This is a genomic window from Prosthecobacter sp., assembly GCF_044227185.1.
Lineage (GTDB): Bacteria > Verrucomicrobiota > Verrucomicrobiia > Verrucomicrobiales > Verrucomicrobiaceae > Prosthecobacter.
On the sequence record NZ_JBGAFO010000009.1, the window covers coordinates 214,927 to 238,019 of the forward strand.

Genomic DNA, 23,093 nt, shown 5'->3' on the forward strand with positions numbered 1-23,093 from the left:
TCAGGGCTGGTGCGAGAGGCGAGAGCGATATTAGCAAAGGTGATTCCGCAGTTCATGACGCGACGCGACGAAACGGCAAAAAATATCGATCAGGGAGCTTAACCGAGTGCCATTCATGCCTGACACTTTGGGGGCGTCAAACCGCTGATAGCAACGCCCCCTTCGTTGCGTTACCGGGCGCACCATGATCCACCGACTTTGTCTCCTCCTTGCTCTTGCTTGCACCCAGCTCCAAGCGGCGCCGCCGAATGTGGTGGTGATGCTGGCGGATGACTCGGGGTGGGGGGATTACTCGATCCACGGGAACACGAACCTGAAGACGCCGAACATTGATTCGCTGGCGAAGTCGGGGGCGCGGTTTGACCGGTATTTTGTGTGTGCGCTGTGCGCGCCGACGCGGGGGGAGTTTCTGACGGGGCGGTATCACTCGCGCGGCGGGGTGAAGGGGGTTTCCACGGGGCTGGAGCGGCTGAATGCGGATGAGAAGACGATTGCGGATGCGTTTCTGGCGTCGGACTACTCGACGGGGGCGTTTGGGAAGTGGCACAATGGGAGCCAGTGGCCGTACCACCCGAATGCGCGCGGGTTTCAGGAGTATGTGGGCTACACCTCGGGGCACTGGGGTGAGTATTTTGACCCGCCGCTGGAGCACAACGGGGTGATGTTTCGCGCGAAGGGGTTCATCGTGGATGTGCTGGTGGGGAAGGCGCTGGAGTTCATGGAGACGAACAAGGAGAAGCCGTTTTTCTGCTACATCCCGCTGACGACGCCGCACTCGCCTTTCAGCGTGCCGGACGAGCACTGGAACAAGTTCAAGGACTCGCCGGTGACGATGCGGGGGGAGGAGGGGGAGAAGGAGGACCTGGCGGTGAGCCGGTGTGTGCTGGCGATGATGGACAACATCGACGTGAACGTGGGGCGGGTGCTGAAGAAGCTGGATGAGCTGAAGCTGAGCGAGAACACCATCGTGGTGTATTTCAGCGACAACGGGCCCAACAGCTTCCGCTGGAACGGTGGGATGAAGGGGAAGAAGGGCGTGACGGATGAGGGCGGGGTGCGCTCGGCGCTGTTCATGCGCTGGCCGGGGAAGATCAAGGAGGACACGCTCATCACGCCGATCGCAGGGGCGATCGATCTGCTGCCGACGCTGACGGCGCTGGCGGGGGTGAAGCCGGTGAGCACAAAGCCGCTGGACGGCTGGGATTTCTCCACGCTGCTGCTGGGCGGGGAATGGAAGCGGGGGCCGCGCGAGCTGATGAACTACAACGGCGGGAAGCTGAGCGTGCGGACGCAAACGCACCGGCTGGATGCGAGCGGCGGGCTGTTTGACATGATCGCTGATCCGAACCAGAAGAAAGACATCTCCGCGGAGCAGCCGGAGCTGACGGCGCAGCTCAAGGAGAAGGCGACGGCGTGGCACCAGGAGGTGTTTGGGAAGCCGTATGTGGCGGTGAAACCGGCCGCCGGTGGGAAGGGCAAGGGGCAGGGGCAGGGGAAGGCAAAGGGGAAAAACCCGGGGGCGGAACCGTTTGCGGATGACCGGCCCTATCCGGTGGGGTACCGGGAGTTTCCCATCACGATGCTGGAGGCGCGGGACGGGATTCCGCATGGCGAGGTGAAACGGAGCTCCAATGCGCCGAACTGCTCCTACTTTGTGAACTGGAAGACGAAGGAGGATGCGATGACCTGGGACATCGATGTGCACACGGCGGGGGAGTATGAGGTAAGCATCGACTATGCGTGCCCGGAGGCGGATGCGGGCTCGACGGTGGAGCTGAGTTTTGAGGGCGGGAAGACCACGGGCAAGGTGAAGCCGGGGTGGTTCCCACGCCTGCTGGATGACCAGGACCGGGCCTCGCGGAAGGGTGAGAGCTACATGCGGGATTTCCACACGCTGGCGCTGGGCACAGTCTCGCTGCCGGCCAAACGGGGGCTGCTGACGCTGCGCGCGCTGGAGATTCCCGGGCAGACGGTGATGGAGGTTAGGCGGGTGACGCTGACGCTGAAGACAAAGTGATTGATGGCACGGATCCTGATGCTGGGGTAACCCTCCAACCAGGGAAAAATCCCCAACCAATCACTGCATGAAATTGTACCGCGCCTTCTTTTTCGCCCTTGCCCCGCTGTTCATGGCCGCCTGCGGCTCGCTGAAGCCCGCCCCGGCGGGAACTCCGGGGATCGTGGTGGGCCCGAATGAAACGCGGGAGTGCGGGCAAGGGTGGGTGCAGTTTCCAGCCGGGCTGTATGTGGCGGAGGTGGTGTCTGCGAAGGGGACGTACTACCTGGCGCCCGAACCCATCCGTACGAAGGGGGTGCTGCTGGGACGGAGCGAGCGGGGAGGGATCTTTGTGTCCAGCCTGGCGGGAAATCCACAAGCGGCGTGGTTTGGCGATCTGCGGGACACGGTGGACGAGAGCCCGAGCACGATGCTGGGCGCCATCGGAATGAGCGCGCCGAATCTGTGGCCGTACGCGCCACGGATTCCGTACAAGGTGCAAAAATAGCGGGGTGCATCCCACCCTGGGGCGGGGGATTTCCCCCTAGTTGTGGGCGGGAACTGTAAGGAGTTTGTCTTTGCACCCGGTTTTCGTTGCGTGGATCGTTATAAAAACTATAATTTCGGTACACCATGAACAGTCGTCTCCTCACCTGGCTCGTCGCCTTCGCCGTTTTGATGGCGGGGGGGATAGCGGCGCTGAGAGAGGGCTGGCTGAACGGGTGGGAGATGAGGATCCGGGAGCTGATGACGAGCCCGGGCGCGCAGTACAGCGCGGCGAAGTTCCGCCTGGATCTGGTGGACCAGTTCAACTATTCGCGAATGGCGGCGAAGACGCCGACGCTGCGGGTGGACCCTGAAATGGAGGCCTGGCTGGAGAGGGAGTTTCCGAAGATCGACACGGCGGACCTGAACAAGGTGACGGAGCTGGTGCAGGAGGGGATGCCGCGGTACTACCGGGTGTCCGTGTGCTCCGCGAGCAGCCCGAGCCTGAGGGAGCTGCTACAGCGGTTTCACGAGTATTCGCACCGGGCGCAGCCGGAGATGACGCACATGGCGATCGCGCTGCGGCCGAGGGCGAGCGGGCTGATGAACGAGGCGCTGCTGGTGCTGGGACAGAGGCTGCGGGATTTCACGCCGGAGGCGCTGACGCAGTCTGGCGACGAGCCGTTTTTCAGCACGTGCGTGCACTGCAAGCAGCCGCACTTCATGAAGCTTTCCCGGGCGCAGCGGAGCATGGCGCTGGAGTGCCCGAAGTGCCACCGGAAGTATGCGGTGATCGCCGCGGACAGCGCGGGACGGTTTCATTATGTGAACGAGTTTCTGACGGGGTATGCGCCGCAGGCGGTGTTTGCGAAAAACCAGTCGCGCGTGCAGCAGCTCTTCACGATCTGGTCCGCTGTGCATGCGAACTGCCGCTATGCGAACGACCCGGGGGCGAAGCCTGGGAGCAGCTTTGCGAAGCCTGAGCAGACGGACTGCTGGCAGTTTGCGGATGAGACGCAGCGGCTGCAACGGGGGGACTGCGAGGATTCCTCGATCTTTCTGGCGGACTGGCTGATGTCCCGCGGATTTCAGGTGCGAGTGGCGCTAGGACGCTACGGCGACCTGGGGGGGCACGCGTGGTGCGTGGTGAAGATCGACGACAAGGAATACCTGCTGGAATCGACGGAAAGTCGGCCGGACCCGAGCGACCCGCCGCTGGCGAGCCGGGTGGGCAGCCGGTATGTGCCGGAGGTGTTGTTTGACCGGTTTGCCATCTATGTGCCGACGAGCGCGAACCGCACGTGGAAGGGGGACTACTGGTCTGCCAACACGTGGACGCGGGTGGAGCCGCGGACCGAGCTGGGCGGAGACCCGATCTTGGCGCGGGCGCCGGCGGGCACGGCGGTGAAACTGGGGACGCAGAATCTGCTGGATGCCGCGACGGCGGCGGATGCGAGCCGCCTGGCCAAGACGTCGTTTGCGAGCCCGGCATCGCCTACGTTTTTGAATCTGGGCAACATCCCGGCGGGAGCGAAGGACTGGCGGCAGTCGATGGTGCCAGCGCGGGGGCCGTGAGGGTGAAGTGAGGTGAAGTGAGGTGAAGTGAGGTGAAGGAGGCAATGACCCCGGGGTGGGAGTGATCGTGGGTTGACGCGCCGGGGTGACGCGTGCAGCATGAAAGACACATGCTTTCCAGCATTGCCATTCTCACGCTTTTCGGCGTCCTGCTTATCATGCTGGAAACCTTTCTACCCGGATGGGTGGCGGGCATTCTAGGCGCGATCTCCATCTTTATCGCGCTGGGCCTGGCGCTGATGTCTGATGGTCTGGGAGGGTGGAGCTCCGGAGAGAGGCTGCTGCTGGCGCTGGGGATCGTGGTGTTTTCGGTGGCGGCGCTGGTGGCGTGGCTGCGCTGGTTTGCGGTGAAGTTTTTCAGACGGTCGCTGACGCTGACCACGAGCATCGACACGCAGCCGCATGCGGGGGCCGCGCCGGGTGCGCAGGGCGTGGCGCTGACTGAACTGCGCCCGCTGGGGCGCGCTGAGATCGCGGGACAGCGCTATGAGGTGCGCTGCCAGAATGGTCTCGCGGCGGCCGGCGCCCGCGTGGAGGTGATCGCGGCGGAGCCGGGCAACCTCCTGGTGCGGACGCTTTGAGACTGAGACTGACTGCTGCTTTTTTTCCAATCCATCCACCCCTACATCCATTCACCTATGTCCACCCTCGAAATCTTCCTCATCGGCGCTGTCATCATCGTGGCGCTTGTCCTGTTTCTGCTGGTCGCGAAGTTTTTCAACCTGTGGCTGCGCGCGCGAATCGCGAATGCGCCGGTGAGTTTTCCGACGCTGCTGGCGATGTGGCTGCGAGGGGTGCCGAATGCGCTGATCGTGGACACGCGGATCACGGCGGCGAAGGCGGGGATACCGATCGGCACGGACCAACTGGAGGCGCACTTTCTGGCCGGGGGCGAAGTGACGCATGTGGTGCTGTCATTGATCGCGTCTGACAAGGCGGGGATCCCGCTGGACTTTAACCGCGCGTGCGCCATCGACTTGGCGTGCAAAGGCACCACGAAGACGGTGCTGGAGGCGGTGCGCACGAGCATCAATCCGAAGGTGATCGACTGCCCGCACCCGGACATGGGGCGGGGAGGGAAGATCGACGCGGTGGCGAAGGACGGCATCTCGCTGCGGGTGCGTGCGCGGGTGACGGTGCGCACGAACCTGGACCGGTTTGTGGGCGGTGCGACGGAGGAGACGGTGATCGCGCGTGTGGGGGAGGGGATTGTGACGTGCATTGGGTCCTCGACCTCCTACAAGGACGTGCTGGAAAATCCCGACGCCATTTCCAAACTGGTGCTGCACAAGGGCGTGGACGCGGGCACGGCGTTTGAGATTCTGTCCATCGACATCGCGGACATCGACGTGGGTGAAAACGTGGGAGCGAAACTGCAGACGGAGCAGGCGGAGGCGGACAAGAAGATCGCGCAGGCGATGGCGGAGATGCGGCGTGCAGCGGCGGTGGCGCTGGAGCAGGAAATGTCCGCCCGGACGCAGGAAATGAGAGCGCGGGTGGTGGAGGCGGAGGCGCAGGTGCCGCTGGCGATTTCCGAGGCCTTCCGCAACGGGCAGCTCGGCGTGATGGATTTTGCCAAATATAAAAACGTGCTGGCTGACACCGACATGCGCAGCAAGATCGCCGGTGACACCGGAGCCAAATAACCCCGCGCCTGACTCTTGCGGCCATGCATCCTTTTCTGGCGAGCAGTGATCTTGATCCGTTTCAGGTGGCGATCATCGTCATTGCGGTGCTGGCGGGGTTTGTGAAATGGCTGTGGGAGAACCTGCAGCAGAAAGGGGGAACGGCAGCGCCGCCACCACCGGACCCTGAGGAGCAGCGGCTGCGGGAGGCTGCGTGGCGCAAGCAAACGGGACAGGCCTCCGCACCTCCGCCTCTTCCGCCGGTGGTGCCGCCCTCGCCCTGGGATGAACTGCGCAAGGCGTGGCAGGAGCTCAAGGAAGCGGCAGGGCAGGCTCCGGCACGCCCGGCACCAGTGAGAGCTCCGACCGCCGCACCTCAGCGGCCGCAACAGCAGCAGCAGGCTCCGCGGCCGCAGCAGGTGCTTCGGCAGCAGCCGCCGCAAGCTCAACCTCAACGCCAGCGGCAGTCTCAGGCCCAGCCTGTGCGTGCCCCCGTGCCGCAGCCGGCACCCGTGGTGGCCGCGGCTGTGGAAACAGTGCCGGTGGTGGTGGCTGCACCGTCCATGGTGGTCTCAAGGGCCGCGGTGCCTGCGGGCGCGCTTCTGGCGGCGGTGCGGAACCTGCGGCAGGATCCCGCGCTGATGAGGCAGGCGATTTTGATGCAGGAGATACTTGGGCCGCCAAAAGCCTTGCAAAGCTCCGGCGATTTCGCTATCTAAGGAGGCTCTTCTTTGAGACATGCCGGCGTGGTGAAATTGGTAGACGCGCTAGACTCAAAATCTTGTATCCGTGAGGATGTGTCGGTTCGAGTCCGACCGCCGGTACCACTCAAAGAAGCGTGCAGGAGGCATGGAATGAGCTACGTTATGAAGCTCATGCACAAACCGCGAGCCGCCACGATTCTCCTTTCCGCCCTGGCTTTGCTGGGGTGCGTCGTCTGGGCGGTGGAGCGGCAGCAGGAAGAGGGAGGGAAGCCGACGAACTTTGGGGTCAAAGATGGCTCCGTGCCCGAGGATCCGCGTGACTACCGCCGGGGAGGGTATGGCAACGAATACCCCACGTGGCCGGTGAGCAAGGAGCTGCCGAACGACACCTTCACCTTTGCGCGCATCCGGTACAATTCAATGAGCCGCGGTGGACGTGGCTGGGGGCGCAGCAACCGCAAGTGGTCCACGGACTATCCGGATTCGGACATGAACATGAGCTACCGGCTGCAGCAGCTCACGTCGCTGCAGGTGAATCCTAACGGGGCGATCGTGGACATCGATCCGGAGCAGTTCCGGCACTATCCGTTTCTCTACATGATCGAGGTGGGGGACATCGACATCACCGACGAGGAGGCGAAGACGATGCGGGAGTACATGCTCAACGGAGGCTTCATCATGGTGGACGACTTCTGGGGCACGCGTGAGTGGGAGAACTTCGAGGTGGCGCTGAAGCAGATCTGGCCGGACCGGAAGATGGAGGAGATCCCGCTGGAGCATGAGATCTTCCACATGGTCTTTCCGATCAAGGTGAAGCCGCAGATCCCGCACATCCGGTTTGCGGAGTATGTGATCAACCAGGGGATCACGTATGAGTTTGACAAGCCGGGCTCCGAGCATGTGCACTACCGCGGGTACTTTGATGACAAGCGCCGGCTGATGATGGTGATCTGCTGGAACACCGACACCGGGGAAGGCTGGGAGCAGGAGGGGAGCGATCCGTGGTATTTCAAGGAGTTCTCAGAGAAGTATGCGTACCCGCTGGGGATTAACATTATCTTCTATGCGCTGACGCATTGAGGAAAGGAGTCCAGAGCTTCAACTCGTTCCGGGCGCATGGCGCTGCGCGTTGATCAAAGAGGTGGAGAAATCCTCGCTTCATTTCTCGATAGCACTAAACGATGCGAAGGCGCTTTCCAGAACGAGCTAAAGCTCTGGACTACTTTTTCGGAATGCCTGAGTGTGCGGCGTTTGTAGCAGCGCCCTGTTTCCCAAAATGAACCCGCCGGAAATCAATCCCCATGCGGCACCGCAGTCTGCCACGCGGGCGGGTGGACCGGTCAAGGCTGCTGATGCACGGCCTGCGGGTCTGGGAAAACGTTTCCTCACTTGGGCGATCGATCGTGTGGGAGTGATTGCCACCTTCATGTTGATCTTGAAGATCCTCAGCCTTTTGGCGCAGGCGACCAACTGGCGGAGCGGCATGTCCATTCCCGAAGATAGCGGGACCATCTTGCTCACCATGGTGGGTTTTTATCTGGCGGCCGCCTTTGTCTATTACACCAGCTTTGAGGCGCTGCCGGGGTGCACTCTTGGGCAATGGATCACCGGGACGAAAGTGGTCACGGCTTCAGGTGCGCCGCTGACGTTTCGTCGCGTCTTGTTGCGAAGTTTAATCCGCCTGGTGCCGCTGGATGCGCTGTCGTTTTTCACCACCACCAAGGACAGCGGCTGGCACGACCGCTGGGCGGGCACGCGTGTGGTGGATTTGCGTGCTGGGTCGGAGGTGAGGCCGAGGCCCATGCCAACGCGGCAGCCTGCGGTTTTCAGGCCCGGTGAAAAGCGGGAAGGGGATGAGCTCCGCAGCGAAAAAAGCAGTTCAGAGCTTTAGCTCGTTCCGGGCACATGGCGCTGCGCACGGGCCACAGCGGCAAAGAAATCTCCCTTCATTTCTCGAAAGCGATGAGCAAGCCGAAAGCGCTCCCCAGAGCGAGCTAAAGCTCGCGAGTACTTTCCAGGCAGAGGCAAAGAAATTCCTCTTCATTTCTCGAAATCGCTGGGCAAAACGAAGGCGCTTTCCAGAACGAGCTAAAGCTCTGGACTACTTTTCAGCAGCAAAAAGGCCAAGGCGATGTGCCCTGGCCTTTTTGAGGACTGTTGACCTGCTGCCGCTGCGTTACGCTGCCGCGCCTTCGAGCTGGGCTTCGGTCTTTTTCTTTTCGCGCTGGCGGACGTTGCTGTCGAGGATGCGCTTGCGGATGCGGATGCTCTTGGGGGTGCATTCGGCGAGTTCATCGGGGGCGATGTACTCGATGGCGCGCTCGAGGCTGAAGCGGATGGGCGGGGTGAGCTGGATGCCTTTGTCGTTACCGGCGGCGCGGAAGTTGGTGAGCTGCTTGCTGCGGGTGGGGTTCACGGGCAGGTCGTCGGCGCGTGGGTTTTCGCCGATGATCATGCCGTCATAGACCTGCTCGCCTGCGCCGATGAAGAGCTTGCCGCGCACCTGGATGGTGTCGAGAGCGTAGCTGGTGGCTTCGCCGGCTTCGGTGCTCACGAGGGTGCCGGTGCTGCGGGTCTGCATCGGTCCGGCGTGCGGGGCGTATTCGCGGAAGAGGTGACTGTGAATGCCGTGACCGCTGGTCAGGTTCATCAATTCAAACTCGAAGCCGATGAGGCCGCGAGTGGGAACATAAGCCTGCAGGCTGGTGCGGCCGTTGTGGGCGCTCATGTCTTCGATCTTACCTTTACGCTCGGAGATGGACTTCATCACGCCGCCGAGGTAGTCGTCCGGCACGTCCACGTAGAGGGTTTCAAAGGGCTCGACGAGCTCGTCATTCACGCGCTTCATGATGACCATGGGGCGGGAGACGAGCACTTCAAAGCCTTCACGGCGCATCTGCTCCACGAGCACAGCGATCTGCATGGCGCCACGGGCGCTGACGTCGAAGATACCGGCGGTGTCGGTGTCCTTCACGCTGATGGTCACGTTCATCTTCTGCTCGCGGTCCAGGCGGTCGCGGATCTTGCGGGAGGTCACATGGTCGCCTTCGCGTCCGGCCAGCGGGCCGTCGTTCACGGCGAACTGCATGACGATGGTCGGAGGATCGATGGCGACGAAGGGCAGGGCAGGGGCGTCTGCGGCTCCGGCCACCGTCTGGCCGATGTCCACGTCTTCAAAGCCGGAGATGCCGACGATGTCGCCAGCGGTGCCTTCCACGGAGTCCGCGGTGGTGAGCGTGGTGTATTGGAAAACTTTGGTCACCTTGACCGGGATGGCTTTTTCTTCGGGCGTCTTGCCGAGAAGGAAGACGCGGTCTCCCAGCTTCACGCTGCCGCGGGTCACTTTGCCGATGGCCACACGGCCGACGAAGTTGTCCCAGTCGATGTTGGAGACGAGCATTTCAAAGCAGCCTTCCACTTCCGCTTTCGGCGCGGGGATGTGCTCGACGATTTTGCCGAGGAGGAAGGTCATGTCGTGCTGCTCGCCGGTGGGGGAGTCGGTGACCCAGCCCGCGCGGGCGCTGCCATAGACGAAGGCGGCGTTGAACTGGTCTTCGGTGGCGTCGAGTTCGAGGAAGAGTTCCAGCACCTTGTCGTGCACCTTCTGCGGCTCGATGTGCGGGCGGTCCATCTTGTTGATGAGGACGATGGGCTTGATGCCCTGCTCCAGAGCCTTCTTCAAAACGAAGCGCGTCTGTGCCTGCGGGCCTTCATAGGCGTCCACCACGAGCATCACGCCGTCCACCATCTTCATCACGCGCTCCACTTCGCCGCCGAAGTCGGCATGGCCGGGAGTGTCCACGATGTTGATGATGTGGTCGTTCCAGTGAACGGAGGTGTTCTTGGCCTTGATGGTGATGCCCTTTTCGCGCTCAAGATCCATGGAGTCCATGGCGCGTTCGGCGATGGCCTGGTTCTCGCGGAAATTGCCACTGGCGCGCAGCAGTCCGTCAACGAGCGTGGTTTTGCCGTGGTCGACGTGGGCGATGATGGCGATGTTGCGAATTTTATCTGGGGTCATGGGCGGGCTTTTTTGGGGAAGGGGGCCGAGAGAGTAGCAGCGTCTGAGCCATAGGCAACCACTTCGCTGCGCTGGTTTTGGTGGTTTTGAAAGATTGGGGGGCGGGAGGACTGGATGGAGGCTCTGGGTTCTGAAATCAGAAATCGAATCTTCAGCCATCGGCAATCCTCCGGCACAGGGGGGGGAGGCTGGGCGGGCGCGATTGACGATTGTCGAGCAATCGATTTTTGATTTTAGAGGGGTCAGAGATCCACCGCGGGCATGCCAGATGGAGCGAGGTTTTGGTGACGATTTTGTGAGGCGGAGAAGTGCAACGATATAGTCACCACGCATCCATGGATGGACGCGTGAGAGAGGAGTAACAGCAGGTCCCCCCTCCTTCTAAAAAATGCCCTATCTTTTTCTGCAAGCGGCCCGCGCGCGCCGCCTGACGGCCCTGAGCCGTTGCCGCGCCTCCATGCCCACGCTGCCCGTGCGATTCCTTGGCGGCCTGATTCTGGCCTGCCTGGTGCTGGTCCTCGTCTCCCAGGCGCAGGCCCAGTCCACGTGGAACTCAACGACGGGAAACTGGAACACCAGCTCGCGGTGGTCTCCTGCAAGCGTGCCTGCCAGTGATTCATCGACCTCGTTGATATTTGGTGGTTCGGCGAGCTACACGAGCACCAACAACCTGGGGCTTTTCACGCTGAACCAGATGCTCTTCACCAACACGGCGGGCACCGCCACGGTGGCCGGAACCTCCACCAACGGGCTGGACTTGGTGAGGTCGGCACAGAGCCTTGCGCTTCCGACGGTCATTCAAACGGGCGCGGGGAATGTCACCATCTCGGCTCCGGTCACGTGGGATGCAGACACAGCAGTGACCAACTCGGGCTCTGGAACTCTGCAGTTCTCCGGGACGCAGACCTACCTCAATGGAACGCGGCAAACCTTCACGAACTCCGGCACAGGCACGCTCACCATCGCCGATGGGATCACGTATGCCAACTCCGCCTCAGGCAGCGGCGGCGTGGTGCTCAACCTCGTGAATAACAACACCGCGGCCGGCACCTTCAACATTGGAGACATGGGGGCGCTGGCCAACGTGACGCTCAACATCGGGGGCACCGGCACGGTCCGCTACAATGGCAGCAGTGCGGGTGATTTGTTTTCCGACAGCATGCTGCTCAATGTGCAGGCGGGGGCCACCTTTGACTTCAATGGCAATGCGGAAACCATGGGCTCTCTTTCCGGCGCCGGCACCGTGGTGCTGAGCGCGGCTGTCACGCTCGACCCGGCGGTGGGCGGCTACCATGTCTTTTCAGGCAAGCTCACCGGCAGCGGGGGCGCCATCTCCGTGGCCGACATCAGCGAGAGTCTGATTCTCTCCGGATCGACGAGCGACTACACCACGGCCACGTCGGTCACGGCCGGCAGGCTCATTGTGGCTGCCAATGCGCCGAACGGAGCGGCAGGGGCCCTGGGCAACGCCACCTCCGACGTGCTGGTGGGCGGCGGCGCAGGTGTGGCCAGACTGCTGATCAGCGATGCGGGCGTCACGATCGGGCGCAATGTACGCTCTGTGAGCGGAGGCGCGGGACTCGTTTTGGTCGGCGGCCTCAACACCTCCGGCACGGCAACCTACAGCGGCAGCATCCTTCTGGGGACCGACAGCAGCGCGGCCAAGGGAGTGACGCTGTATGCGGCCAAAGGGGGCACGGTGGAGTTCACCGGCAGCATTGTCCGCGCCGCATCGGCCACCGGCACGACAGACACCGTGACCATCTCCGGTGCCGGGACCGTGGCTCTCCGAGGCAGCAATACTTACACCGGCGGCACAGTGATCAACGGCGGCACTCTTTTGCTGGACTACTCCAGCAACACGGACAGCAAAGTCAGCAACACCGCCGCGCTGGATCTGAGCGGTGGCTCCCTCAGCGTGCTGGGCAGCGGCTCCGCCAGCACCACAGTGACGCTGGGCGGACTGAATGTGGGCAGCAGCTCCGGCCCCCTGGGCGGCGGGCAGATAACGGTGACCACCGGGCAGGATCAAAACGCCACGCTGGCCCTGGGCGGCATCACCAAGAATGCGGGAGGCACGGTGAACTTTGTGCTGGTGAACACCGGCAGCGGAGTGGCCAGCATCACCACCACGACGGCCAACAACTCCTCAGGCATCCTCGGTGCGTACGCCACCTTTGCCCTGAATGACTGGGCCGTGAACGATGGCACGGGCAACATCACCGCACTGGCGGCGGGAGGCTACAGCACCACCTTTGCCACCGGCCTGAACACCAGCCGGAGCGCGAGCGTGGCGCTGCCCTCAGGCGGGGCTACCACAGGCAGCCTGCGGCTCACAGGTGCGGCGGCGGTGACCTTCAACGCCATTGCCAACACGCTGACGCTGGAAAGCGGAGGCATCCTGGTGGCCTCCACGGCAGGCGCCACCAGCTTTGGCACCACCAGCGTTCGTGGCAACATTGCCAGCAGCACCGGTGAGGTGATCATTCACCAGCAGAGCGCCTCCACGCTCACCATCAACTCCATCATCAGCGGCACGACGCTCACGAAGTCCGGCGATGGGGCCCTTGTCCTCACCGGCACCAACACCTATACCGGCAACACCATCATCAATGGCGGCAGCGTGAGCGTGACTGCGTCTGCGAACCTGGGGGCGGCCACGGCGGATGTCACCATCAACGGCGGCACGCTCATCCTGGCCAGCGGCTCGCTGGGGACGCTCAACGCCACGAACCGGGTGATTACGGTCGGCGCGCTGGGAGCCACCTTCAATTTCACCGCCAACCAGACCCTGGAGGGCAGCGGTCTGGCAGGCACCGGCACGCTGACACTGGCGGGAAGCGGCACCATTTCGGTGGGCTCATCGAGCAGCACCTTCAGCGGCGACATCGTGATCAACAACGGCACGCTGAGGATGAACAGCCAGCAGTTTAACAGCGTGGCCTCCATCACGGTGAACAGCGGCGGCACCTACGAAGTGAATGACGATGGCGCAGGCACCTTTGGCGCGGGAGGCGGCGGGCGCATCTTTGTCAATGGCAACGGCTTTGGCAGCAATGGCGCGCTCCGCGTGACGGACCAGTCGCAGGGCTCGGCCTCGTTCCTGGACCCCTCGACCACCATCGCCAACGAGGTGGTGCTGCAGACCACCTCACGCATTCAGGTGGACAATGGCTCAGCGCTCAACAGCTCCTCCCTGCTCACGCTCGCCGGGGTGGTGTCCGGCAGCGGCGGCATCGTGAAGGGAGGCAACGGCACCTTGGCGATCTCCGGACATGAGAACACCTTCACCGGCGGGGTATCCGTGGAGAACGGTACTCTGTCCCTGCTGGGCGATGACCGCCTGCTGGCGAGCAGCACCATCAATCTCGGCGCGGGCAGCACCTCGGGAACTTTGCGGCTTAACGGCTACTCGCAGACAGTGACCAGCCTGACGACCGCAGGCAGTGGCACGGCGAATGCAGTGGTCAGCGGCAGCGGCACCTCCACCAGCGTGCTGACCGTGAACACCGCCGGCACACAGAGCTATGGCGGCACACTGGGCGGGAGCGGTCTGGCAGACACGCACACGAACAACAATCTGAGCCTTTCCAAACAGGGGGCTGGCAGCTTCACGCTCGCAAACGCCAGCACCTATGACGGCATCACCCTCGTGGAGCAGGGCACTCTCGTTTTGGGCAACGTCAATGCGCTGGGCAACGGGGGCAACTCCCTGGCCGCGGGGGATGCGGGCACCGTGGTGCAGAGCGGGGCCACACTGGACCTCAATGGGCAGAGCGGTGTGCAGGAGGTGATGACGCTGAATGGTTCCGGCGTGGATGGAGCGGGCGCACTGGTGAACAACAGCAGCACCGCCGCAAGCATTGGCAATGGCGTGGCCTCGCTGAGCTTCAGCGGTTCTTCCACGGGCTGGACGCTGGCCTCCGCGGCCGCCATCTCAGCCTCGACCAGTTCGAGCGCCACGGCCGCGATCTCCCTCGGCATCGGGGCCGGGACCTTTACGATGACCAATAACGGCGCCGGGTATGGACTGGCGCCGGTGGTCACCGTCAGCGGAGGCACAGGGGCCGTGCTCACGGCTTCTCTAGGTGTCACCACGGCCTCGTTCACTGTGACTTCCGGCACAACGACCTACAGCACCGCACCCACCGTCACCCTTTCAAACGGAGCCACGGGCACGGCTGTGCTGAACGGCAGTGGTTTGGTCATCGGCATCACCATCACCAATCCTGGCAGTGGCTTTACCGCCAGTCCCGGCGCCAGCTTTTCCGGCGGTACCACCACCTTTGTGGGCACGGCACCCAAGATCACAGGCAACGCCAGCAATTTCGTCGTGGTGGGCCTCAACGTGGTGAATCCGGGCAGCGGCTTCACCTCGGTGCCTACCGTGACCATTTCCAGCGGCACGGGCGGCACGGCCACCGCCGTGGGAAATGACAACTTTGCGCTCAATGGAATCGCCGTCACCGCGAACGGATCGGACTATGCCTCCGCGCCCACGGTCACTCTCAGCGGCGGGTCAGGCACCGCCACGGCCAATCTCACCACGGTCAACCTTGCCTCCGACTCGAGCGTGGGCGGCAGCGGCGATCTCAAGATCGATGCAACAGTGACCGGCAGCGGGGCCCTGACCAAAGTGGGAACCGGCACCACCACGCTGACAGGAACCAACACGTACACGGGAAACACCACTGTGAGCGCCGGGACTTTGCAGGTGGGAATGGTGGGCTACGGACAAACGGGGGCAGGGGCGGTGACGGTCAATGGCAGCGATGCTGTGCTGGCCGGAACGGGCAGCATTCAGGGCAGCACCTCGATCATTCTGGGCGTCCTCAAGCCGGGGGACAGCGGCGGTGCGGACACGGGCACGCTGAATACGCACAATCTGATTTTTGTGCCGGTGGCCACCACGACTGTGGCGGAACTGCAGATCACGGGCTCCACGGCGGGGGGCACTCTCGCTTCCGATCTGATCAACGTGAACGGCGCGCTGACGCTGAGCAGCAATGGCAACATCCTGGTGAACGGCACGGGCTACACTGCGGCCGTGGGGGACACCTTCACGCTGCTGGACTGGAGCGGTGTGCTGACACTGAACGGCTTTAGCACCGGCAGCAACTTCCGCACCGGAGCCAATGGCGATGGCAACGAGGGGAACCTGGACCTGCCGGACATCACTGGCATCGGTGTCTGGCAGATCGGCAGCCTGGCGGATGCGGGGGCGCTGACACTGAGCATCGTGGCGGTGCCGGAGCCGGCGCGCGGAGTGCTGGTGATGTGCGGGTGTGTGGTGATGGTGTGGCGGAGGAGGAGGCGGTGAAGCAGTTGGTCAGTGTGTCAGTGAATCAGTGTGCCGGTGAGCGGTGCGTGGCGCCTGGGCGTACTTTGGTCTCGACGTAAGGCTGGTCTGCTGGGTAAGGTGGCGCGATGAGGAGGAGATCCATGTTTTTGTCCTGCTGCGTGGCGCTGTTGTGGCTTTGCGAGGGCGGGGCGGAGGCGGAGGAGATGAAGACGAGGGTGTTTCAGGTGCCGCGGGATTTTTTGACGGTGGTGAATGACTCGGTGACTCCGGGGCTGCGTGATGCGGATCCCTTTTGGGTGAGAGAGCTGCCTGCACGCAAGGCGGATGAACCTATGCTGCTGATCGTCACGGCACGAGACCATCTGGAGGCGTCCGGAATAACGTTTCCTGCGGGGGCCAGCGCTTCGTATGATCTCCTTTCCAGCAAGCTCACCGTGATCAACACGCAGGCGAACCTGGACCTGTGCGAGACGTATGTGCAAAGCAGTTGCAACCTGTGCCCAAAGCAACTGAGCTTTGTTTTGACCGTGGTGGAAGGGCCGGGAGAAATCATCCGGCAGGCGAATGAGGCTGCGGCGGCGCAGGAAGATGCGGCCATGGCGCTCGCGGAGCTAATGCAGCAGACGGCGAAAGAACAGTCACAGGTGCGCGTGGTGGGGGAGGCTTTTGTGCAAGCGTATTCCGGCACGCGTGCCACCACGCGTTCGGTGAAGGAGCATGAGCATCTCACGATCGGCAGTGATGAGCAGGGCCGCCTCTCCGTGAATCATGAGATCCAGATGGTGGGGCTGAATCTGGAGTTCGACCCGGTGATCGAGGCGGATGGCCAGCACATCGATCTCGCTTACACGCTGGATCTTCATCCCGCGCCGCCAAGCGAGAAGCAGGTGGCCGTGTCGGACTCCACCACGGGAGGCGCTGGGGAGATCCCGCTCACGCAGGTGCCCCGGCTGCACTTTGGGGCAGACACGCAGATGCTCGGCGGCAGCACGCGGCTGCTGGGCATGTCCAGACCCTACGGCAAGGCGGGTGCCGAGGGCGAGGATGTGCTGTGGGCGGCTTTTCTCACCGCGCATGTCGTGAGGCTGGACGGCCTGCCGCGTGCGCAGCCCAAGGTCCCGGCGGCAGCGATGAAGGTGCCTACTGGCATGAAGAAGCTCGCGTATCCCGTTCCGTCAGGTCTGTTTGAAAATGCGGGCAGGCATCCTGCGCAGAAGGTGCAGAGCTACTTGGAGGCACATGGCATTGCGCCTGCCGCAGGGGCCGATGCGATCATGAAAGGAGAGGTTTTGACGGCGGTGAACACGCATGAAAACCTCGAGCGCATCGTGCTGCTGGTCGAGCACCTGACATCGAAGCTGCCGAAGACAGCGGTGGTGACGCTGCACACGGTGAAAGGGAGCGGTGCCTTCCTGCGCGGGCTGGCTGCCGAGGCCGCGGCGATGAAGGATCATGGCGGCCAGTGGTCGCGGGTGCAGGAGGCGCTGAAGGCTGGCAGTTATGAGCTCAAAGCAGTGGGCACCAGCCGGCTGGAGAGCACCTCTGGGCAGCGTGCGAAGCTGGAGTCCGTGCAGGAGCACAGGTTCTTCGCGGGCTACGGCAAGGACGACAAGGGCCGCGTGGGGCCGCAGTTTGAAACTCGGTCTGTGGGGGCGATTCTGGAGTTTGAGCCGCTCATTTCCATGGGCAGTGACGTGGACATCTCGCTGTCCCACGAACTGCACCCGCTGCCGCTGAAGCCAGGACGCGGTATGGTGCAGGAGCCGGGCACCAAGGAGAAGCAGAGCTTTCCCATCGAGGACCTGCCGGTGCAGCAGACGGTGACGCAGCTGCATGTGGAAAGTGGCGGGGTCCGGTTGCTGTCCCTGCTGCGGCCACCCGGAGGCGGGGCGGAAGATCAACTTCTGGCCACCTTTTTGGAATGCGAGGTGATGTCGCATAGCTCAGCGAGAAAGGAAAAGGGACCCTCGCTGGAACAAATGATGAACAGTGTGCCGACGTCGAAGTCGGTCTCACAGACGATGTACGTGCGCAGCTTTCGTGTGTCTCCGGATTTTCTTCACGGAGACGTCAACAAAAGTTCCAAAGACGAGACTTTTCCCGCCTCCAGCATTAAAAGCGCGAGAGAAATTTTGGAGGATGCGGGCATTCCATTTCCTGAAGGAGCCAGGGTTTCCACCGGCGGTCCGCTGAGTGATCTCATCGTCAGAAACACCACCGAAAACCTGGACAAGGTGGAGCAGTTTGTGAAATGGATGGAGCGCGAATGCCGCCCCTCAGCCGTGGCGATGACCTCGCAGGTGCTGGAAGTTCCTGGGCCGCTGCTGCGGGGGCTGATGTCTGGGCTGGGCAGTCGCAGCAATCATCGTGCGGAGCTGGAGCAATTGCTGGCGGGAGTGAAGCTAGGAACGGTGAAGCATCTGGGCCTCTTGCGCATCGAGACGCGAGCCGGCACCCACGGCAGAGCGGAGCAGGGTGTGAAGCACCCGTTCTTCACCGGAGCGCTGGAGAATGATGTGCGGGTGGTGGGCTTTCGTACGGAGGTGGGTGTGGACAAGGGAACTCCTTACGCAGCACCGCAATTTCGGATGGAAACTGAATTTCATCCCGCCGGGCCGCTGGAGCACCGTGAATATGTCATCGACTCGCAGGGGCGGAGGCTGGAGTTTCCGCTGACGGATTTTCATGTGATGAAGCTGAGCGCGACGACCTTCATTCCTGACGGCAATGCGCGGATGCTGGCGGTGTGGAAACCGGTGGGCAAGGCGGAGTGGGAGAAGGGGGATGTGCTGCAAGTGCTGTTTGTGAGCTGTGATGAGGTGCTGACGCGGGAGTGAGAGTGAGGGAGGGGAACTGCCGCCTTCGCGTGAGGTTTTTGAGGCCGGGAGAGTAGTGAACCTCGATGGTGATGGGGCGGTGCTTTTGGCGTTGGCGGATGCTGCAAGCCGTGGCATCAAACATCACACCAATTACTTCTTTCGGATATGGACACATCGCTCAAAGACTTTCTGATGGGGCTGGCGCCTGGCGCGCAGCTTGATGTGGCAGAGGTGGAGTTTCTGCTGGCGGAGGCGTGGCGTTCCCTGCGGGGTTCGAGAGGGGGCGGGATGCAGGCGCAGAAGATCCGGGGGCGCACGGAAGGGCTGAGTTGGGAGCCGCCGCTGTTAAGTTTTGAGATCGAGCGCCATGGCGGGACGGTGAACGGTTCCACGCGGGCGGAAATGCAGCGCTGGTGTGTGGATGTGGTGGCGAATACGGCTGAGATTGTGTCCACCCGCAAGCGGCAGCTCCATGCCATGGCGGCGAGGGTGAACGTCAAAGGGCCGGCGGCGGTCATTGCTGAGGCGATTTTGAAGAATCAGGAGAACGCGGCTTTGAAGAGGTATCCGGATGGGCGGGTGAAGGTCTTGATCAGTTCGCTCTTTCCGCATGGGGATGATTTTAAGCAGACGGTTTCGGGGCGGCGGAAGAGGTTTCGGGCGGCGCTGGAGGGAGTGATCAAAGAGCAGGGGTGGGTGGAGGTGGGGACGAACACGTATCAGAGACGCGAGGGGGCGTGAGGTGGCAAAGCTGTGATTGGGGACGAAATCGTGTCGTGGAGGCAGGTCGAATTGAGCGAACGAGGACAATAAGAAGCTGACGCAGGAGGCGGAAGCGACTTGTCACTTTAAACCTGAAACCTGAAACGGAGCGCCGTGATCGAGGACGAGTTCGAGTAGGAGGACGAGGACGAATCCACCACTCTTCCGCCTCACTTCCCAAGACTCTTCCACACAGCAGGCAATCTCTCTTTCACCAGCTTGGCGCTATTGGCGGGGATCAGGGCAGGGGTGAGGGGGACGTTCTTGGTGTCTTCGAAATCGAGGTGGCCGGGGCTGCGGGAGTATTTGTAGTCTTTGTCGAGACTGCCGTCTCCGGAGAGCTGGATGCCGACTTCTTCGACGCGGGGGACGGAGATGTAGAACTGGCCGTGATCGAGGGGGCAGGATTCGCCGGGCCGGAGGCGGAGCTTTGCCTGGGCGAGTTCGCGGAAGAGCTCGCGGGCGGTGGCTTCGGCGGGATTCACAAAGGTGCGCTGTTCGGCGATGAGATCGCGAAAGGCATCTTCTTTGCGCAGGGCGGTGAAGGCGGTGTCGATCTCTTCTTTGGCGAGGGGGTAGTGCGTGCAGCCGAGGACGATGGTTTGCAGGGGGGCGGTGGGCTTCTCGGCGCGATAGGCCTCGGCCAGGGAGCGGGCTTCCTTGAGGGCGTAGGCAGAAACGGAGTCGGGGAAGGCGGCGTCTCCTTCGATGGCGCCGGCCAGGGTGGCGCTGCCCTGCTGGGCGATGAGGGGCACGCTTTGTCCGGCACGCCCGAGGGTGCTCGCGATGGTACGCGGATAGACCTTGCTGGCGCAGGTGCCGACGGTGGCGAGGACGCCGATGCCGCCGGTAGTCCTGGACTCCAAAACGCCGCGCGCTCCGGCCTCGACGACACCAACGACGATGACGGGTAGCTTCCAGGCGGCGACGGCCTTGCGGATGTCTTCGAGGCCGTAGGCGGTGGCGGTGTTGCAGGCGATGACGATGGCTTTGACGGGCGGCTTGTCGTACGTGGGCTCGGTGCCCTGCGCGGGCCAGGCGCGGCGGCCGAGCAGAAAGACGGCGTCCTTCACGATGAGCTCGCGCAGGTAGTCGGTGCGGTTGACGGCAGAGTAGTTGCCGTAGGGCATGTTGGCCTGGTCGCCGAAGTAGATGAAGCGCTCCTGCGCGAAGTCGGGGATGCCATCCGCGCCGGGCTGCAGGGTGTCATTGTGAAAGGCGTCGAGAGTGAGGAGCGCCTCCAAAACGGTGAGCCCGCCGATGCCGGAGTCGAACACGCCGATGGGGAGGTAGCGGGCGGCTTCGGCATCCTGCCAGGCGGTGGCGTCAAAGCTGAAGGGTGCCCTCCCATCCGGGTGAGTCCGCGCGTGCTCGATGAGGTCTGCGGCTTGAGCTGCGGCGGCGAGCAAGAGCAGCGCGGTGAGGGTCTTCATGGGAAAGGGGTGGGAGACTGCGCAGCATGTGTGCCAAGCAGAGGCCGTCAAGGGGGCAAGGCGCTGCCGCGAAGCAGAATCGTCTTCGTCCTCGATCAAGGAGCAAAGTTGGAAGCTCCCGCTTCCAAGTCACAATCCACCTCCGCCCCTCCTGCGCCAGCTCCAGATTCGTCCTCGCCCTCCCCCAGCTCTCCAGTCACTGGCACACCGCAGAAATTGCTTTTGCCTTCAAACGAATCTAAAGCCGCTGCCCGGTCAGTCATCACACCAACCCCACCCCATGAGCTGCCTCGGAGTCCATTTCGCCATCACCCCTGAAGAAGAAAACGAACTGCGCGAGCTGATTGAAGAGGCAATGCGGCTGGAGCATTTGCGGGAGGTCATCGAACCACGCTACTTTGAGGAGCATCCCGACCTCATGGCCGAAAGCGGCAAAAGCTGGGACGCCATGCACCGCACCCTGACGGATGGTCATCTCTTCTGGATCGGCGGTGGGGATGAGGATGATGGCGAGGCTGCGGGTAAGGGGGAGTATCCGCTGACTCACGTCGTGCTCTACGGTGAAGTTCTTTTCACCGAGCCTCACTACATCATCAGCTACAAGTCGCCGCAGCAGGTGCGAGACATCGCCGCTGCGCTCCCGGCGATCACCCAGGAAGAGTTTCGCCGGCGGTTCTTCGCCATCAAGCCTGAGAACCTCGGCTACTTCATCAACGAAGAAGAATTTGAGTATACCTGGGAGAACTTCCTGACCGTTCGCACTTTTTACCTGCGTGCGTCCGAGGCGGGTCGTGCCGTGATCTTCACCGCGGATCAGTGAAGAGCGCCCAGCGCCTCTCCCACGTCACGCAAACGCAAACAGCAGCCTTCCAAAAAACACGGCGGCCACCATGCCGATGAAGTCGGCGGTGAGGCCGGCGACGAGGGCGTGGCGGAAACGGCGGATGCCGACGCTGCCGAAATAGACGGTGAGCACGTAGAAGGTGGTCTCCGTGGAGCCGTAGAGGATGCCGGCGGTGAACTTCACCATCTCGCTGAGGTCAGGGCGGGTGAGGATTTCATTGAGGATGCCCTGCGCGCCGGAGCCGCTGAGCGGACGCATGAGGGCGAGCGAGAGCAGCTCCACCGGGAAGCCGAGGAGATTCAGCACCGGGGCCAGGAGGTATTCGAGGAGCTGAAACGCGCCGGACTCGCGCAGGATGGCCAGCACGGCCAGCATGGCCACGAGGTAGGGCATGATGCGCACGGCCACCTGGAAGCCCTCTTTGGCGCCATCCACGAACTCTTCATACACGCGCACTCCGCGCGCCCAGGCCACGCCCACGGCGAGGATGAGGATGGCGGGAATGGCGAGGCCGGAGGCACCATCCATGACGCGGCGCCACACGGGCGCCGCGGGTTTCGCCTGCGTGGCGGCAGAGGCGGCTTTGGCCTCCTCTTTTTTCAAGGCGAGGGTCTTCTCCGCCTCGGCTTTGCGCTGAGCGGATTTTTCGAGCACGGCGGAGAGGCCGGTTTTTTCCAGCACTGTCTGACGCCAGGAGGGCGGGCCGAGCTCCAGGGCGGAGATGCCGATGAACAAGACGCCGAGGAGCATGAGCCAGAATCTGCCCCTGGAAGTGATGCCCGCAGAGGCGGCCGCGGCGCCCTGCGTTTCCGTGACGACTTCATCCGGCTGCACGGCAAAAGCGGGCAGGCGCTGGAAGCTTTTGGCGGTGAGCACCGCCGCCACGGAGGCGCAGGCGGTGGCGAGGATGGTGGGCACGATGACGCGGAAGCTGTGGCTCACGCCGGCGGCATTGAGGAAATTCATGGCCGTCATTGGGATGAGCGTGAAGGCACCGGTGTTCAGCGCAAGGAAGGTGATCATGGCATTGCTGGCGCTCTGCTTTTGCGGGTTGAGCTCCTGCAGGTGGCCCATGGCCTTCAGGCCCATGGGTGTGGCGTTGTTGGAGAGACCCAGCATGTTGGCGGAAAGATTCATGACCATGGCGCTCATGGCGGGATGGCCGGTGGGCACGTCTGGAAAGAGGCGGCGGAGCAAGGGCGAAAGCAGCCGCACCACGGCCTCCAGCACGCCGGCTTTTTCCAGGAGGCGCAGCACGCCGAGCCAGAACATCATCATGCCGGCCAGCGGCAGGGCGATGCCCATGACGGCTTTTTCAGCGCCCTTCATGGCGGCGTCAATGACACTGGCGTCTCCCGAGATGCGGCCGACGAGGCCGGCGGTGAGAAGACCGATGAAAAGAAGCGTGGCCCAGATATAATTCAGCATATTGTGGCGGAATGTGTGACAACTTAGTAGCCAGACGCGGCAGGAATGCGTAAACGTTTCTGCGCCTGCCACAAGCGGCAACTGCCTCTACTATTGTC

At 62.9% G+C, this 23,093-nt stretch carries 15 protein-coding genes and 1 tRNA gene; 13 read left to right on the forward strand and 3 right to left on the reverse strand.

Annotated features, from left to right (window positions below; genetic code table 11):
• Nucleotides 1-184: 184 nt before the first annotated feature.
• The 9 genes from ACILSQ_RS21170 to ACILSQ_RS21210 all read left to right on the forward strand — a co-directional run bounded on the left by ACILSQ_RS21170 (nucleotide 185) and on the right by ACILSQ_RS21210 (nucleotide 8,277).
• Nucleotides 185-2,017: an arylsulfatase gene (locus ACILSQ_RS21170; protein ID WP_395745654.1), complete on the forward strand. Its 1,833-nt coding sequence runs from the start codon at nucleotides 185-187 to the stop codon at nucleotides 2,015-2,017.
• A gap of 67 nt (nucleotides 2,018-2,084) precedes the next feature.
• Nucleotides 2,085-2,504, forward strand: a complete 420-nt coding sequence (locus ACILSQ_RS21175) for a hypothetical protein (protein ID WP_395745655.1) — start codon at nucleotides 2,085-2,087, stop codon at nucleotides 2,502-2,504.
• Nucleotides 2,505-2,629: 125 nt separating this feature from the next.
• Nucleotides 2,630-4,057, forward strand: a complete 1,428-nt coding sequence (locus ACILSQ_RS21180) for a hypothetical protein (RefSeq protein ID WP_395745656.1) — start codon at nucleotides 2,630-2,632, stop codon at nucleotides 4,055-4,057.
• 110 nt (nucleotides 4,058-4,167) lie between these two features.
• On the forward strand, nucleotides 4,168-4,638 hold the full coding sequence (locus ACILSQ_RS21185; protein WP_395745657.1) for an NfeD family protein: 471 nt from the start codon (nucleotides 4,168-4,170) through the stop codon (nucleotides 4,636-4,638).
• 57 nt (nucleotides 4,639-4,695) lie between these two features.
• The gene (gene floA / locus ACILSQ_RS21190; RefSeq protein ID WP_395745658.1) at nucleotides 4,696-5,703 is read left to right on the forward strand and encodes a flotillin-like protein FloA; all 1,008 of its coding nucleotides are present in this window, start codon (nucleotides 4,696-4,698) and stop codon (nucleotides 5,701-5,703) included.
• Between the two features lie 23 nt (nucleotides 5,704-5,726).
• Entirely contained in the window at nucleotides 5,727-6,401 is a 675-nt protein-coding gene (locus tag ACILSQ_RS21195; protein WP_395745659.1) for a hypothetical protein, read from the forward strand.
• Nucleotides 6,402-6,422: 21 nt separating this feature from the next.
• Nucleotides 6,423-6,509, forward strand: a tRNA-Leu gene (locus ACILSQ_RS21200).
• A gap of 48 nt (nucleotides 6,510-6,557) precedes the next feature.
• Nucleotides 6,558-7,466, forward strand: coding sequence for a DUF4159 domain-containing protein (locus tag ACILSQ_RS21205; protein ID WP_395745660.1), 909 nt, complete (start codon nucleotides 6,558-6,560; stop codon nucleotides 7,464-7,466).
• Nucleotides 7,467-7,662: 196 nt separating this feature from the next.
• Nucleotides 7,663-8,277: an RDD family protein gene (locus tag ACILSQ_RS21210; protein WP_395745661.1), complete on the forward strand. Its 615-nt coding sequence runs from the start codon at nucleotides 7,663-7,665 to the stop codon at nucleotides 8,275-8,277.
• Nucleotides 8,278-8,562: 285 nt separating this feature from the next.
• Here the strand turns inward: ACILSQ_RS21210 and typA are convergent, their stop codons facing one another.
• Nucleotides 8,563-10,407 carry a translational GTPase TypA gene (gene typA, locus ACILSQ_RS21215; RefSeq protein ID WP_395745662.1) on the reverse strand — a complete coding sequence of 615 codons (1,845 nt, stop codon included), beginning with the start codon at nucleotides 10,405-10,407 and terminating at the stop codon, nucleotides 8,563-8,565.
• Nucleotides 10,408-10,864: 457 nt separating this feature from the next.
• Between typA and ACILSQ_RS21220 the strand changes: the two genes are divergently transcribed.
• From ACILSQ_RS21220 to ACILSQ_RS21230, 3 genes are all read left to right on the forward strand, one after another.
• Nucleotides 10,865-15,727 carry a beta strand repeat-containing protein gene (locus ACILSQ_RS21220; RefSeq protein ID WP_395745663.1) on the forward strand — a complete coding sequence of 1,621 codons (4,863 nt, stop codon included), beginning with the start codon at nucleotides 10,865-10,867 and terminating at the stop codon, nucleotides 15,725-15,727.
• A 122-nt stretch (nucleotides 15,728-15,849) separates the two neighbouring features.
• Complete coding sequence (locus tag ACILSQ_RS21225) at nucleotides 15,850-18,546, forward strand: hypothetical protein (protein ID WP_395745664.1); 2,697 nt, start codon at nucleotides 15,850-15,852, stop codon at nucleotides 18,544-18,546.
• Between the two features lie 147 nt (nucleotides 18,547-18,693).
• Nucleotides 18,694-19,269 carry a hypothetical protein gene (locus ACILSQ_RS21230; RefSeq protein ID WP_395745665.1) on the forward strand — a complete coding sequence of 192 codons (576 nt, stop codon included), beginning with the start codon at nucleotides 18,694-18,696 and terminating at the stop codon, nucleotides 19,267-19,269.
• A 191-nt stretch (nucleotides 19,270-19,460) separates the two neighbouring features.
• Here ACILSQ_RS21230 and ACILSQ_RS21235 read toward each other — a convergent pair whose 3' ends face one another.
• Entirely contained in the window at nucleotides 19,461-20,723 is a 1,263-nt protein-coding gene (locus ACILSQ_RS21235) for a glutamate racemase (protein WP_395745666.1), read from the reverse strand.
• A gap of 280 nt (nucleotides 20,724-21,003) precedes the next feature.
• On the opposite strand from ACILSQ_RS21235, the gene ACILSQ_RS21240 reads away from it, so the two are divergent.
• Complete coding sequence (locus tag ACILSQ_RS21240) at nucleotides 21,004-21,543, forward strand: YfbM family protein (protein ID WP_395745667.1); 540 nt, start codon at nucleotides 21,004-21,006, stop codon at nucleotides 21,541-21,543.
• Nucleotides 21,544-21,567: 24 nt separating this feature from the next.
• Here ACILSQ_RS21240 and ACILSQ_RS21245 read toward each other — a convergent pair whose 3' ends face one another.
• On the reverse strand, nucleotides 21,568-22,995 hold the full coding sequence (locus ACILSQ_RS21245; RefSeq protein ID WP_395745668.1) for a nucleoside recognition domain-containing protein: 1,428 nt from the start codon (nucleotides 22,993-22,995) through the stop codon (nucleotides 21,568-21,570).
• Nucleotides 22,996-23,093 lie beyond the last annotated feature (98 nt).

Coding starts and splice junctions, on each gene's coding strand:
- ACILSQ_RS21170 (WP_395745654.1), top strand. CDS start 185: ATGATCCACCGACTTTGTCTCCTCCTTGCTCTTGCTTGCACCCAGCTC.
- ACILSQ_RS21175 (WP_395745655.1), top strand. CDS start 2,085: ATGAAATTGTACCGCGCCTTCTTTTTCGCCCTTGCCCCGCTGTTCATG.
- ACILSQ_RS21180 (WP_395745656.1), top strand. CDS start 2,630: ATGAACAGTCGTCTCCTCACCTGGCTCGTCGCCTTCGCCGTTTTGATG.
- ACILSQ_RS21185 (WP_395745657.1), top strand. CDS start 4,168: ATGCTTTCCAGCATTGCCATTCTCACGCTTTTCGGCGTCCTGCTTATC.
- floA (WP_395745658.1), top strand. CDS start 4,696: ATGTCCACCCTCGAAATCTTCCTCATCGGCGCTGTCATCATCGTGGCG.
- ACILSQ_RS21195 (WP_395745659.1), top strand. CDS start 5,727: ATGCATCCTTTTCTGGCGAGCAGTGATCTTGATCCGTTTCAGGTGGCG.
- ACILSQ_RS21205 (WP_395745660.1), top strand. CDS start 6,558: ATGCACAAACCGCGAGCCGCCACGATTCTCCTTTCCGCCCTGGCTTTG.
- ACILSQ_RS21210 (WP_395745661.1), top strand. CDS start 7,663: ATGAACCCGCCGGAAATCAATCCCCATGCGGCACCGCAGTCTGCCACG.
- typA (WP_395745662.1), bottom strand. CDS start 10,407: ATGACCCCAGATAAAATTCGCAACATCGCCATCATCGCCCACGTCGAC.
- ACILSQ_RS21220 (WP_395745663.1), top strand. CDS start 10,865: ATGCCCACGCTGCCCGTGCGATTCCTTGGCGGCCTGATTCTGGCCTGC.
- ACILSQ_RS21225 (WP_395745664.1), top strand. CDS start 15,850: ATGTTTTTGTCCTGCTGCGTGGCGCTGTTGTGGCTTTGCGAGGGCGGG.
- ACILSQ_RS21230 (WP_395745665.1), top strand. CDS start 18,694: ATGGACACATCGCTCAAAGACTTTCTGATGGGGCTGGCGCCTGGCGCG.
- ACILSQ_RS21235 (WP_395745666.1), bottom strand. CDS start 20,723: ATGAAGACCCTCACCGCGCTGCTCTTGCTCGCCGCCGCAGCTCAAGCC.
- ACILSQ_RS21240 (WP_395745667.1), top strand. CDS start 21,004: ATGAGCTGCCTCGGAGTCCATTTCGCCATCACCCCTGAAGAAGAAAAC.
- ACILSQ_RS21245 (WP_395745668.1), bottom strand. CDS start 22,995: ATGCTGAATTATATCTGGGCCACGCTTCTTTTCATCGGTCTTCTCACC.